The 15,419-nt window shown below is 37.3% G+C and carries 7 protein-coding genes and 1 pseudogene; all 8 read left to right on the top strand.

The annotated features are described in order from the left end of the window. Positions 1-301: pseudogene (locus tag DM397_RS01360) on the top strand (xylose isomerase); the annotation flags it as partial. Positions 302-699: 398 nt separating this feature from the next. Further along, the gene (gene fsa, locus DM397_RS01355) at positions 700-1,356 is read left to right on the top strand and encodes a fructose-6-phosphate aldolase (protein ID WP_111375839.1); all 657 of its coding nucleotides are present in this window, start codon (positions 700-702) and stop codon (positions 1,354-1,356) included. A 561-nt stretch (positions 1,357-1,917) separates the two neighbouring features. Next, the gene (locus tag DM397_RS01350; protein ID WP_111375838.1) at positions 1,918-5,007 is read left to right on the top strand and encodes a SusC/RagA family TonB-linked outer membrane protein; all 3,090 of its coding nucleotides are present in this window, start codon (positions 1,918-1,920) and stop codon (positions 5,005-5,007) included. Positions 5,008-5,018: 11 nt separating this feature from the next. Further along, entirely contained in the window at positions 5,019-6,959 is a 1,941-nt protein-coding gene (locus DM397_RS01345; RefSeq protein WP_111375837.1) for a RagB/SusD family nutrient uptake outer membrane protein, read from the top strand. Positions 6,960-7,108: 149 nt separating this feature from the next. Further along, the gene (locus DM397_RS01340) at positions 7,109-8,839 is read left to right on the top strand and encodes a glycoside hydrolase family 43 protein (RefSeq protein ID WP_111375842.1); all 1,731 of its coding nucleotides are present in this window, start codon (positions 7,109-7,111) and stop codon (positions 8,837-8,839) included. Between the two features lie 97 nt (positions 8,840-8,936). Next, on the top strand, positions 8,937-10,172 hold the full coding sequence (locus DM397_RS01335; protein ID WP_111375836.1) for an SGNH/GDSL hydrolase family protein: 1,236 nt from the start codon (positions 8,937-8,939) through the stop codon (positions 10,170-10,172). A 37-nt stretch (positions 10,173-10,209) separates the two neighbouring features. Then, positions 10,210-12,927 (top strand): alpha/beta hydrolase-fold protein, encoded by a 2,718-nt coding sequence (locus DM397_RS01330; protein WP_111375835.1) that lies wholly within the window; start codon positions 10,210-10,212, stop codon positions 12,925-12,927. 29 nt (positions 12,928-12,956) lie between these two features. Further along, positions 12,957-15,413 carry a glycoside hydrolase family 95 protein gene (locus tag DM397_RS01325; protein WP_111375834.1) on the top strand — a complete coding sequence of 819 codons (2,457 nt, stop codon included), beginning with the start codon at positions 12,957-12,959 and terminating at the stop codon, positions 15,411-15,413. The last annotated feature ends 6 nt before the right edge of the window (positions 15,414-15,419 follow it).

Genomic DNA, 15,419 nt, shown 5'->3' with positions numbered 1-15,419 from the left:
CTTTGATGCTAAAATCAGAAGAAACTCTACAGACTTAGAAGATGTTTTCTTGGCGCACATTGGCGGTGCTGACACTTTTGCAAGAGCATTATTGACTGCAGATAAAATTATTTCTTCTTCTCCTTATGAGAAATTAAGAAAAGAAAGATATAGCTCATTCGATTCTGGAAAAGGTAAAGATTTTGCTGATGGAAAACTAAACTTGAATGATCTTTATGCAATCGCTCACGAAAATGGAGAATTAAATCTTCAAAGCGGCAAACAAGAATTGTTTGAAAATATCATCAACCAGTATATTTAATTGGTAAACTTCTATAGCAAACCTAACAGGTTTTAAAACCTGTTAGGCTTCTTAAAAAAACTTAGTGAGAAATAAATTAAGAGAATCTAAATTTTTAAATATGATAGTTATAAAACGTTAATATTAAAAAAAAAGGATTCTTTTAGATGAAAACTTCGAAAATGTGCATTAAGATTATGGCTTTTTTGAATCGAGATTTGAAAAAAATAGATTAAAGGTTTAGTTGCTATTTTTTGAAAATCGAAACGAATAAAAGGTCAGTTTGATAAAATAATAGGGAGTGTTTTTTATTGAAGGTTTTTTGAAGAGCAAAATCAATCGAAATGCACATTTTTAACTCACTAAAATTTAGATGTGCTGCAGCGCGTTTCTCGAATTAATCACAAACCAAAAAACTTATGAAATTTTTTATTGACACTGCCAACCTTCAAGACATCGAAGAAGCGCAGGCTTTAGGTGTTTTAGACGGTGTAACCACCAATCCGTCTTTAATGGCAAAAGAAGGCATTACAGGAAAACAGAATATCCTGAAGCACTATTTAGATATTTGCAATATCGTTGACGGTGATGTTTCGGCAGAGGTAATCTCAACAGATTTTGACGGAATGATTAGAGAAGGTGAAGAACTTGCTGGACTGCATCCCCAAATTGTAGTGAAACTGCCTATGATTGGCGATGGTGTAAAAGCTTGCAGATACTTTTCTTCAAAAGGAATTCGCACCAATGTAACTCTCGTTTTTTCTGCTGGTCAGGCTTTGCTTGCCGCTAAAGCTGGAGCAGCTTATGTTTCTCCATTTTTAGGAAGATTAGATGATGTTTCGACAGACGGAATGCACTTAATTTCTGAAATCAGAGAAATTTACGATAATTATGATTATCAAACTCAAATCCTTTCAGCTTCTGTAAGACATACGATGCATATTGTAAATTGTGCCAAAGTTGGATCTGATGTCATGACGGGGCCGCTTTCTGCAATTAAAGGTCTGCTGAAACATCCTTTAACAGATATTGGCTTAAAACAATTTGCAGAAGATGCGAAGAAGATGAATCTTTAGTATTTTTATTTCCATGTTTATAGTTTTAAAACTCTCTTCTAGCTATTTAGAAGGGAGTTTTTTTATGGAATATAAGCAACCGATTGTTTGTTTTTAGTTTTGCATGAAATATATTGTTTTACACTCAACTTGTTGATTTATAGTTTGTAATATTGGAAAACTCTTATTTTATAAGGAATTGAGATGATTCTGTTTGAAAGATCTTTTTATGGTTTTACTGCAGCGTTTTAGTGTTTTTTCAAAAAATATTAAATTTTAACTTTTTATATTTTTTTTAAGATTTTGAAGTAAACGATTTATTATCTCTAACGTTTTCGTTGTATTAAACCCTGCTATTGATAATTATTTAATATTTTATTAGAATAAACAAGGAATCTGTTTTTTTTGCAAGGTATTTTTTTTAAAATGACAAAAAAAATTAACGCAACCGATTGTGTTTTTACAGGTATTTTTTTATATTTGTAATAAATACACTTATAAAGTTGATGGTCTATTTTAACTGTTAAAGTATTTTGAAGAACTAACCAACAAAAACCAATTTTAATAATTAAATCAGTTTTTATGAATAATTTTTTTATTACAAGTAAATCAAAGCATATAAAAAGCTTCGGTTTTTTGATCCTATTGTTTTTGGTCTCAATGCAAATTAAGGCGCAAACAACAGTTACAGGAACAGTGTCGGATGCGAATGGTCCAATTCCTGGTGTGAATGTCAATCTAAAAGGAGCAAAAAACGGAGTAAGTACAGGTTTCGATGGCAACTATGTTATAAGTGTTCCTTCAAATGGTGTTCTTGTCTTTAGCTTTATAGGTTTTAAAAGCCAAGAGATTAGCGTGAATGGAAAAGCAAAGATTAATGTGCTTTTGGAGGAAGATTCCAATAATTTAAAAGAAGTTGTCGTAATAGGATATGGCACTCAAATTAAGGAGGCTGTTACAGGATCGGTTGCTTCATTGGGAGGAAAAGAATTAAATGAAGTGCCTGCCGCCAATATTACCCAAGCTTTACAAGGAAGGCTTGCTGGGGTTGAGATGACGCAAACTTCTTCTAAACCTGGTGCCGCTATGCAGATAAGGATTCGAGGAACAAGATCTCTTACAGGAAGTAATGATCCTTTGGTAGTACTAGACGGAGTTCCGTTTGCGGGTTCGATAGGAGATATTAATCCTGCAGATATTAAGTCTGTAGATATCTTGAAAGATGCTTCTGCTACTGCTATTTATGGTTCTCGTGGAGCCAATGGCGTAATTTTAGTGACTACTTTAAAAGGAAAGAAAAATCAGAAAGCTACATTTTCATACAATGGTTTTAGCGGCATTAAACAGGTTTTCTCAAAATATCCGATGATGGATGCTGCTAAATTTGCTGCTCTTCGTGATTATACAGGTTTATATGCAGATGGTGTTGACGAGAAAAGAAATGTAAATACAGATTGGCAGGATTCATTGTACGGTTCTGGAGAAATGATCAGCCATGATGTTAGCGTTTCGGGCGGAACTGAAACAGGCGCTTACAATGCAGGTTTAGGATATTACAAAGAAGAGTCGGTTCTTCCAGGCCAGAGCTATGAGCGTTTTAGCCTTAGAGCAGGTTTAGACCAGCAGATTAATAGATCTATTCGCATTGGATTTAATACCAATAGCAACTACAGCATTACAAATGGTGATAATATCGGAACAGGAACTATTCTGCAGACTTCACCGCTTGCTAATCCATACAATGCAGATGGCTCTTTGAAAAGAACAGTTAGCATGGCAGCAGATGACCAATGGGTTTATACTAGAGAATCTATTGAAAATTTAGGGGATGCTTATGTGAATTTAAATAGAGCTTTCAGTTCTTATAATAACATTTTTGCGGAAATTAAAATTCCTGGAGTTGAAGGTTTAAAATACAGATTGAATACCGGTTTAAATTTACGCACATCAAATGCTGGATATTATGAAGGTCAGGGAGTTTTTGACGTAAACCCTGCAACACTTTCTAATGCGGCCATAACAAACGGCTGGTCTACGCAGTGGCTGTTGGAGAATTTACTGACTTATGATAAAACGTTTGCACAGAAACATACCATAAATTTTGTCGGATTGTATTCAAATGAGCAATATACCGGACAGAGTTCAAGAGTGACTCGAAACGGAATTACTTCTGACGCATTCCAGTTTTATAATTTAGGGCAAAGCGAAGAAGAAGCTGTGATTAACCCTGCAGATCAGGATTATACGCAATGGGGATTGACATCGTATATGGCTAGGCTAATGTATTCGTATGATAACCGTTACTTCATCTCTGGAACAGTTCGTTCTGACGGCTCATCAAGATTATCTCCAGGCAACAAATGGGTAACTTATCCTGCAGTATCTGCTGGTTGGACTCTTTCAAACGAGTCATTCATGAAAGATATTAAATACATTAATTTATTAAAATTGAGAGCGGGGTATGGAGAAACTTCAAATCAAGCAGTATCTCCTTATGCAACGCTGGGGGCTTTAAGCACAAGACCATACAATTTTGGAAGCAATAACTCAACAGGAGTATATGTTACTGAGCTTCCAAATCCTAATTTGGGATGGGAGTTTTCAACTACATGGAATTATGGTTTAGATTTCGGATTTTTTAATAACCGTTTATCTGGTACAGTTGAATATTATAAAACAGATACAAAAAATCTATTGCAGCGTGTGGGGCTTCCAGCTACATCTGGTGTAAGCAGTTATGTGGCTAATGTAGGAGAAACACAAAACAAAGGTTATGAAATCTCATTAAACGGAGTTATTTTAGATAATCCTAAGGGAGTGACATGGTCTGTGGGAGTTAACTTCTACAAAAATGAAAATAAGTTAGTGTCTTTAGCATCAGGTGCTAGCCGTGACGAAGCCAACAACTGGTTTGTTGGATATAATATTAATTCAATCTTTGATTATGAAAAGGTTGGAATCTGGCAGGAAGGCGATCCGTATATGTCAGTTTATGAGCCGGGGCCAACTGGAATTAATGAGCAGGGAACAGTTGTAGGATCGATCAAAGTGAAATATACAGGAGATTACAAACCAGATGGTTCGCCAGCCCGTGCCATTAATGCAAGCGATCGCCAGATTATAGAAACAGATCCAGACTTTCAGGGAGGTTTCAATACTAATGTAACTTACAAAGGATTTGATTTTAATGCAGTAGGAGCATTTAAAAGCGGAGGTGTATTAATAAGCACATTGTATGGAGGAGCAAGTTATATGAATCTTTTAAACGGGCGTAGAAGCAACGTTGATGTTGACTACTGGACTCCAGATAACAGAGATGCAGAATTCCCTAACCCAAGAGGCATCAGAAGTGGTGATAACCCTAAATACATGTCTACTATGGGATACTTTGATGCTTCTTATGTGAAGATTAGAGCAATGACTCTTGGTTATACTCTTGATCAGGACTTTACAAGAAATTTAGGCATCGATAAATTAAGACTTTATTTCACAGTGCAGAATCCGTTTGTTTTATTTTCTCCATATCATGATAAATCTGGAATGGATCCCGAAACGAATTCATTGGGTGACGAAAATCAGGCTGTTGCCTCTTATCAGAGAAGATTTTCTGTTATAGGCACTAATACTCCTGCAACCAGAAATTATTTATTTGGACTTAATTTAACATTTTAATCAGAACAGATATGAAACGATATATTTTTAAAAATTTAATTATAGGATCAACAGTTTTACTTTCATTGGCAGGCTGTTCCGATATATTAGAGGAAAAACCTCATGATTTTTACGAACCAGGCTATTTTAAAACCGAACAAGGCGTTAAACAGGGTTTAACTTCACACTATGCACATTTGCGTTGGATTTACGGACAGGCTTACTTTTATAATGCATGCCAGACAGGAACAGATGAAGCTACCTATGCGCAGAGTGCAGACGGAAATTTTAAAGATCACGATTTATCTGGTGTGGGTATCATTAATCCGACTTCAAGCCGTTCGGATGTTTTGTGGAATAATTCTTATTATGATATCAATACTGCGAGCGGTATTATCGAAAATGGTGCTGCCGTTGGAGTTGCCAGCAGTTTAATTGCGGAATCTAAATTTTTTAGAGGCTTTGATTACTTCCTTTTAGTGCAGACTTTTGGAGGTGTGCCATTAGATTTAGGGGCTGGAGAATTAAAATTTAACAGCCAACCATCAAGGTACTCTAGACGTAATACAGTTCCTGAGGTATATACAAAAGCCATTTTTCCAGATTTGGTTACAGCGGTTAAGGATCTTCCAGATGCGCCTAGATTGACTGGTACGGTAACTAAAACTGTAGCGCGGTTATTTTTGGCAAAGGCATATCTTACTTATGCCTGGTGGTTAGAAAACCCAAATAGCATTCCTACTTATCCAGATGCTCCGAGAACTGATCCTGATGGACATAATGCGCAATGGTACTTTCAGAAAGCTTATGATTTGGCCGTAGAAGGTATTAATAATCCAGGGTCTTATGGATTGCTTGATTCGTATTATGATGTTAATGCCGGCGCAAATGACAGAAATAAAGAAGTGATGCTTTTTGCAGATCATACGCAGGAAAGCGAGTATTACAATGGAGCTAGCCTTACGTACGGAAGCGGCGGTGCTCCAGATAACTTCTCAGGTTGGATGGTGACTTGGAACTATACTGCTATAAGAAGTAAAAACGGAACAGCGGCAGTTTCTTCAGTACAAAGAGAAGCAAACCAATTTTTAGGGCGTCCGTGGACTAGAATGGCTCCGCCTATTGAAGTTTTTACGAATACTTTTGCAGATAAGACGAACGATTCAAGATATGATGGAACTTTCACAACAGTATTCAGAGGGAATTGGAATCTTCAAGGAACAGGTCTTACGGGCGTGGCAACGCTGGCCAATGCAAATGGCCTGACAATTAAACCAGGCGATGCGGTTTTAAGTTTCCTGAATGATGAACCGTCAACTGCAATCATTTATCCTTCTGGCCAAGGCGAAAGCGGAGTAGGTGCAGGAGTATTGCCAGGAAGGGCAGATTATGTGATTTCTCCAAAAGGCATTAGCAGAATCGTATATCCAGGTTTCTGGAAACTTGGGCCATACAGAACAGATAATGCAGGAGGATTGGGACAGCCTAATGCAGGAAGCACAAGACCGTTTCCAGTAGCAAAATTCTCTGAATTATATTTGGTTGCAGCCGAAGCAGCTGTTAAAGGAGCTACGGGATCTTGGAGTGCCAGATCGCTTGTAAATGTACTAAGAGCCAGAGCCGGAAAATGGAAATGGGATAATAATGGCAATACTGCTAAAATTCAGGATAATAGTGCTGCTATGACCAATGCGACTCCAGCCGTAATTGATATTAACTACATTCTTGCTGAACGTTCACGTGAGTTTTTTGGCGAAGGATACCGCTGGTATGACTTGGTAAGAACACAGAAGTGGAATGAAATTGCAGGGAAATATTCTATAGGAGGATCTAACTACGGACAGCATACGCCAGAAATAGTAACCAGAACAATTGATCCGCATCATTACCTAAGACCAATTCCGCAAGGACAAATCGATGGAATGGAGATGTCTGCTGATGAAAAAGCAGTTTACCAAAATCCGGGATATTAAGTTTATTTTTCTAAAAACTAATGCTAAGCAAATAAGGTCAATTTTATAAATTATCTTATTAGGGTTTATTAATTTAGTTTTAAACAAGCCGGGAGAAATCCTCTCGGCTTTTCAATATTTTTCGAATGCACTTTAACAAACCAAATAAAATGAGTAATAAAAAAAAGATTTTTATATCAGCTGCTGTTCTGTTTTGCTCTATGCTTACGCAGGCTCAGGAAAGCAGCATACAAAAAAAGAAAAGCAGTAAAGACCCCATTTTTTCAAATGCAACTTACGTGGGAGATGACCAGATTTACAAAAGCAATCCGTTAAAAGAAGATGAGTTTTATTCTCCGATTCTCCAGGGATGCTATCCTGATCCAGCCATTACAAGAAAAGGTGATGATTATTATATGGTGTGCTCTTCGTTTGCCATGTTCCCTGGGGTGCCCATTTTTCACTCTAAAGATTTAGTAAACTGGACCGATTTGGGTGGAGTATTAAATAAAGTTTCGGAGTTCAATCCTCATGATACGGGAATCAGCGCTGGGGTTTATGCTCCCGGAATTACTTACAATCCTCACAACGATACTTTTTATATGATTGTTACTGCCTTTACAGGCGGTTTGGGAAATATCATTGTAAAAACTAAAGATCCTAAAAAAGGATGGGGAAGTCCAATTAAATTAGCTTTTGATGGAATAGACCCTTCTATTTTCTTTGATGACAACGGAAAGGGGTATGTCGTGCATAATGATGCTCCTGATAAAGGGAAAGAATTGTACCAGGGACATCGCGTAATTAAAGTTTGGGAATATGATTTAGAAAAAGATCAGGTAATTCCGGGAACAGATAAAATTATTGTAGATGGCGGGGTTGATCTTTCTAAGAAGCCAATTTGGATAGAAGCTCCTCATTTGTATAAAAAAGACAATCATTATTATTTAATGTGTGCCGAAGGAGGTACAGGAGGAAATCATAGCGAGGTTGTTTTTATTAGTGACAGTCCAAAGGGGCCTTTCAAACCCGCAAGTAATAATCCAATCCTAACACAGAGATATTTCCCTCAAAACAGACCCAACAAAGTAGATTGGGCGGGGCATGCTGATCTAGTGCTTGGGCCAGACAATAAATATTATGGCGTGTTTTTAGGAATTCGTCCAAACGAAAAAGATAGGGTAAACGCAGGGCGTGAAACCTTTATGCTGCCTGTAGACTGGTCTGGTACTTTTCCTGTTTTTGAGAATGGTTTAGTGCCCATGGGGCCAAAATTAAAAATGCCAAAAGGTGTTGTAAACAAAACGGGCAAAGATGGTTTTTTCCCTAATGGCAACTTTACATTTATCGAGAATTTTACATCCGAGAAGTTAGATTACAGATGGATTGGATTGCGAGGGCCAAGGGAGCATTTTATTTCTATTGTTAAAAAAGGTCTGCAGATTACGCCATTTGCAGTAAACATAAAAGAGCTAAAACCAACTTCTACCTTATTTTACAGACAGCAGCATAATACTTTTTCTTTTTCAACCACTTTAGAATATAAACCAGAATCAGAAAAAGATTTGGCAGGAATCGTATGTCTTCAAAACGAAAACTACAACTATGTTTTTGGTGTTACTAGGAAAGGAAAAGATACTTACATACTGTTGGAAAGAACAGAAAACGGACAATCGGAAATTGTATCAAGTGCAAAAATAGATGCTAAAGGAGCTTTACGCTTGCAAGTTAAAGCAACAGGCGACAATTATCAGTTTAGCTATGCTTTGAATGGTGGCGATTTTGAAAATCTTGGCAATCCAGTTTCAGGAGATATTCTTTCGACAAATGCCGCTGGCGGATTTACTGGAGCTTTGGTAGGTTTATATGCTACTTCATCAAATAATTCACATCCGAAATAAAAAAATTAAAAACTCGAACTCCCATTTATTTCAATTTAAAAAATGATTTATGGGAGTTGTTTTTTAGGATAGCAGCAGCCATCAAATTTTAGCAGAAATGATAAAAAGATATTTTAAATATTTATTGCTTTTACAGCTTTTCACTTTAATAATAGGATGTAAGGCCAATCAGCCACTGGCGAATTCTTCTGAAAAGATGAATGCTGAAAACTGGGTCGGATCATGGGCTTGCGCGCCAATGCTTGTAGAACCAAACAACATGCCTCCAGCCCCAGGTTTGGCCGAAAATACGCTTCGTCAAATTATAAAAGTTTCGATTGCAGGAGAGCATATTCGACTGCGTTTCTCAAATGTATTCAGTGATCAGCCTACCGTTTTAAAAAAGGTAAGCATTGCCAATGTTCTTGATGCTCCCGCAATTGATAAAAACACACAAAAAAATCTCAGTTTTAATGGGAATCAAGAAGTAACATTACATCCAGGTCAGGAAGTATTTTCAGATAAACTGAATTTTCAGCTAAAACAAGGCCAATTACTAGCCATAACCATTTATTATGGAGCTGCGTCACAAAAAACAACTGGGCATCCCGGATCGAGAACAACGTCTTATATTTTGTCGGGAGACCATCTCAATAATGACGTTTTTTCCGAGTCTGTAAAAACAGATCATTGGTATTCTATCATGGGACTTGATGTCGCGGCATCAAAAAATACGTCAAATATTGTTTGTCTAGGAAACTCCATAACAGATGGCCGCGGATCTGGAACAAACAGGCAAAATCGCTGGACAGATATTCTAGCCGCTAGACTGGCTGCGAATAAAGCAACTCAAAATATTGGAGTTTTAAATTTAGGGATAGGCGGAAATTGCGTTGTAAAAGGCGGATTAGGCCCAACAGCATTAGACCGTTTTGACCGTGATGTACTTTCGCAGGCAGGCGCAAAATGGCTTGTAATTTTGGAAGGGATAAATGATATAGGAGGAATTAAACGTCCAGAAGATGCTCCTATAAAAGCCCAGGAAATTATAGGCGCTTACAAAATTATGATAGAAAAAGCACATGCCAAAGGCATAAAAGTGTATGGCTGTACGATTCTGCCTTTCCAGAAATCATTTTACGACGCACCTTTCAAGCAGGAAGCAAGAGATGCTGTAAATGCATGGATTCGAAACAGTCATTTTGATGCAGTAATAGATTTTGATAAAGAAATGGCTTCTGAAACTGATTCTAAAACCATTTTATCAAATATGCACGATGGCGATTTTTTGCATCCTAATGAATTGGGATATCAGAGAATGGGCGATGCAGTAGATTTGAATTTATTTAAGTGAAATTCAATTTAGTATTAAAACAATTTTAATAAAAGTCATGAAATCAACAATTAGATTTTTCGCAATAGCAGTTCTTTTTTTAACGGGACAGAATGGATATTCTCAGGATCCAAATTTTCATATTTATTTAAGTTTTGGACAGTCCAATATGGAAGGTGCAGCTCCGATAGAAGCTGAAGACAAAATAAATGTAGATCCTCGCTTTCAAGTTCTAGAAGCAGTGAATTGTCCTGATTTGAATCGAGAGATGGGAAAATGGTATACCGCAATTCCGCCATTATGCCGATGCAAAACAGGATTGACATTAACAGACAATTTTGGAAGAACAATGGTTGCTAATCTTCCTGAAAATATAAAAGTAGGAGTAGTAAATGTCGCTGTTGGAGGATGTAAAATAGAACTTTTTGATAAAGATAACTTTGAGAATTACATGAAAACAGCGCCAGACTGGATGCTGGGTATGATTAAAGAATACAATGGAAGTCCGTATGCTAGACTTGTAGAAATGGCAAAAATTGCCCAAAAGACAGGAGTTATAAAAGGCATTTTACTGCATCAGGGAGAATCTAATACAGGAGATACGCTATGGCCTAAAAAGGTCAAAATAGTATATGATAATCTAATGAAAGATCTGAACCTTGATCCTAAAAAAGTGCCATTGCTTTGCGGTGAAACCGTTCATGAAGAACAAAAAGGAAAATGCGCCAGCATGAATGCAATCATTGCAACGCTGCCTCAGACTATTCCAACTTCTTATGTAATTTCATCAAAAGGCTGTGCAGTGGCTTCAGATTTTCTTCATTTTAGCGCAGCGGGATACAGAGATTTAGGGAAACGTTATGCTGAAAAAATGCTTTTGTTATTAGGGTATAAATCTAATAACACAAATGAACCTTTTATAGTTCAAGCACCAGTAGGTTTTGACCAGTTAAACCCATCAGTTCCAGCAGGAAAAGTCGAAACGGTAAATTATGATTCCAAGACAGTTGGTACAATCAGAAAAGCCACTATTTATACACCGCCAGGATTTGCTAAGAACAAAAAATATCCAGTTTTATACCTTTTGCACGGAATTGGAGGAGATGAAAAAGAATGGCTTAATGGAGGAAGTCCGCAGATTATATTAGACAACCTTTATGCAGAAGGAAAATTACAGCCAATGATCGTGGTAATGCCAAACGGAAGAGCCATGAAAGATGACAGCGCAACAGGAAATATAATGGCGCCAGACAAAGTGCAGGCATTTACAGATTTTGAAAAAGATTTATTGAAGGACTTGATTCCTTTTATCGAAAAAAAATATAATGTTTACAAAGACAGAGAACATCGCGCCATTGCAGGATTATCTATGGGAGGCGGACAGTCTCTCAATTTTGGATTAACAAACTTAGACAAATTTGCTTGGATAGGCGGATTTTCCTCAGCTCCAAATACTAAGAAAACAGAAGAATTGGTTCCTAATCCTGAAGAAACCAAAAAGAAGCTGAAACTGCTTTGGATTTCTTGCGGAGATAACGATTGGCTGCTTGAAAACAGCAGACGAACTCATGATTACTTATTCAAAAATAATGTGCCGCATATTTATTATCTAGAGCCAGGAGTTCATGATTTCAAAGTATGGAAAAACAGTTTGTACATGTTCTCACAGTTATTGTTCAAACCTGTTGACCAATCCAGTTTTGCAAAATATACGGTTCTAGGAACCACAGCTCAAACCAACATACGTAATGCTAAATATCCTCAGATACTGCCAGACAACAGGGTAATTTTTAAAGTAAATGCCCCTGAAGCATCAAAAGTGCAGATAGACTTAGGAAGAAAGTACGATATGCAGAAAGACGGTCAAGGAATTTGGAATGTTACTACTGATGCAATTAACGGCGGATTTAATTATTACTCGCTCTTGATTGACGGCGTGGCAGTTGCAGATCCGTCAAGCGAAACTTTTTACGGAATGGGACGTATGGCCAGCGGAATAGAAATTCCGAAAAGAGATGGTGATTTCTATGAATTGAAAACCGTTCCGCATGGCGAGGTAAGTATAATGAAATACTTTTCAAAAGGAACTAATTCATGGCGTGAAATGTATGTATATACGCCGCCAGGATATGCAGCTGCATCTGAAAAATTCCCAGTATTGTATCTTCTGCATGGAGGAGGTGAAGACCAAAGAGGATGGAGCACTCAAGGAAAAGCAAATTTGATTTTAGATAATTTAATTGCCGAAAGCAAAGCCAAGAAAATGCTTATTGTAATGCTTGACGGCAATATGGGAAATACAGGCGGAATTGCTGGTTTTGGCGAAGAAACATTAAAAGCATTTGAAAATGAGCTGGAAAATGAAGCAATACCTTTCGTAGAAACTAATTTTAAAGTTGCAGCAGACAGCAAAAATAGAGCCTTAGCAGGTTTATCAATGGGAGGGCTCCAGACACTTTACGCAGGAATAAAAAACTCAGATATGTTTTCAAGTCTGGGCATTTTCAGTTCAGGATGGTGGGCAAGCAATCCAAAATTATCAGATCCTCAATATGAGTTTATAAAAAACAATGTCTCCTCTATTAATGCTAATCTAAAAGACTTTTGGATCTCGATGGGAGGAAAAGAAGATATAGCATACGAGAACTGTAAAATTATGATGCAGAAATTCGACCAGTTTGGCATTAAATACAGCTACAGCGAGTATTCTGGCGGACACTCTTGGCCAGTATGGAGACATGATTTAATGATGTACTCACAGTTATTGTTTAAATAGCAAAATGTATTGTTAAATGAGAAAAAAACATGAAAAATCATTTATTTAATCTGCTGTTTTTCTTTGGGATTTCCATATTCTCGCAAGCGCAATCAGATCTTAAACTTTGGTACAAAACCCCGTCAGGCGATGTTTGGGAAAATGCATTGCCAATTGGAAATGGTTTTCAGGGCGCAATGATTTATGGGAATGTTGGAAAAGAAATTCTTCAGATGAACGAAAGCACGGTTTGGAGCGGAAGCCCTAACAGAAATGATAATCCGCTGGCAAAAGAAGCTTTGGCTCAGATAAGACAGTTTCTTTTTCAGGGAGAATATAAAAAAGCCGAAAAACTCATCAATGAGGCCATCATTACCAAAAAATCTCATGGCCAGATGTTTCAGCCAGTCGGAAATTTGGAACTGAATTTCCCAGATCAGAAGTATTCCGATTATTATCGTGAACTGGATATTGAAAATGCAGTTGCAAAAACAATGTATAAAGTAAATGGAGTAACTTTTACCAGAGAAGCTTTTACCTCTTTTGCAGATAGAGTTTTGGTCATTAGACTTTCAGCCGATAAGCCTGGACAGCTATCATTTGCAGCTGGTTTTACATCAGAACATAAGAAGCAAAAAATTTTAATTAATAATAATGAAATTTCACTTTCGGGAAAGACGAGTGATCATGAAGGAGTAGAAGGAAAAGTTCAGTTTAATGCATTAGCAAAATTAAGAGTTGATGGCGGAAGCGTAAGTGCAGCTGATAATACTTTAAAAGTTGATAAAGCAGATTCAGTGGTAATCATGGTTTCTATAGCCTCAAACTTTATAAATTATAATGATATAAGCGGTGATGAAAATAAACTCGCTAAATCTTATCTCGATAAAGCGTTTGTCAAGAATTATGATAAAATGAAAGCGGCTCATACTGCTGCGTATCAAAAGTATTTCAAAAGAGTAAAATTTGATTTAGGAACTACAGAACAAGCTAAATTGCCTACAGACCAGAGACTATCCAATTTTAGAAATGTTTCAGATCCGTCTTTTATAACTTTGTATTATCAGTACGGAAGATATCTGCTAATTTCTTCTTCACAGCCAGAGGGACAGGCTGCAAATCTGCAGGGAATCTGGAATCGCAGCATGACACCGGCATGGGACAGCAAATATACCATCAACATTAATACCGAAATGAATTACTGGCCAGCCGAAAAAACAAACCTTTCTGAAATGCATGGGCCTTTGCTGAAAATGATTCAGGAGCTTTCGCAGACAGGACAGGAAACCGCCAGAGTAATGTATGGAGCAAGAGGCTGGATGGCGCATCATAATACCGATATCTGGAGAATAAATGGCGCTGTTGACGGCGCAACTTGGGGAGTTTGGAATGCAGGCGGAGGTTGGCTCAGCCAGCACGTTTGGGAGCATTATTTATATACAGGTGATTTAGCATATTTAAAATCGGCTTACGAAATATTAAAAGGAGCAGCTCTTTTTTATGCTGACTTTCTTGTTGAAGACCCTGCAAACGGATGGCTGGTGGCAGCACCTGGAAATTCGCCTGAAAATACGCCAATAGCACATCAAAATTCTGCAATGACAGCAGGTTCTACCATGGACAATCAAATTGTGTTTGATGTTTTTAGCACGCTGATAAAAGCTTCAGAAGTTTTACAGAAAGACGCAGCATTTGCAGACAGTCTTAAAATACTGAGAAAGAAACTGCCTCCTATGCAGATAGGCAGATACAATCAGCTTCAGGAATGGCTTGATGACGTAGATGATCCAAAAGATAATCACCGCCATATTTCACATTTGTATGGTTTGTTTCCGTCTAATCAGATTTCGGCGTATAGAACTCCAGAGCTTTTTGCCGCTGCAAAAAATACACTGCTGCAAAGAGGCGATGTATCTACAGGATGGAGCATGGGTTGGAAAATAAACTGGTGGGCAAAAATGCAGGATGGAAATCATGCTTACAGCTTAATTCAGAATCAGCTGACACCGCTTGGCGTAAATCACGAAGGAGGCGGAACCTATAATAACCTTTTTGATGCGCATCCTCCGTTTCAGATCGATGGTAATTTTGGCTGTACTTCTGGAATCACCGAGATGCTGATGCAGAGTTCGGATGGAGCAATTCATCTGCTTCCTGCTTTGCCAGATGCTTTAAAAGAATACGGACAAATAAGTGGTTTAAAAGCGAGAGGAGGTTTTGAAATAAAAGATTTAAAGTGGAAAAATGGAAAAATAATCGCTTTAACTATTTATTCTAATCTGGGTGGCAATCTAAGATTAAGAACTCCTAATGAGCTTATGCTAAAAAAGAGCAAAAAATTGAAAATAGCATCAGGAGAAAATCCAAATCTATTTTTTGCAGTGGAACAAACCGAAAAACCAATTATTTCTAAGGAATCAAACCTACAGCTTCTAGATATTAACACATCTTATTTGTATGATAGGATGACTGAAAAAGGGAAGACCTATACTTTTTACTTTCAATAACTTCAA

The organism is Flavobacterium nitrogenifigens (assembly GCF_003254565.1).
GTDB lineage: Bacteria > Bacteroidota > Bacteroidia > Flavobacteriales > Flavobacteriaceae > Flavobacterium > Flavobacterium nitrogenifigens.
This window is presented reverse-complemented; position numbering and strand designations above follow the sequence as displayed.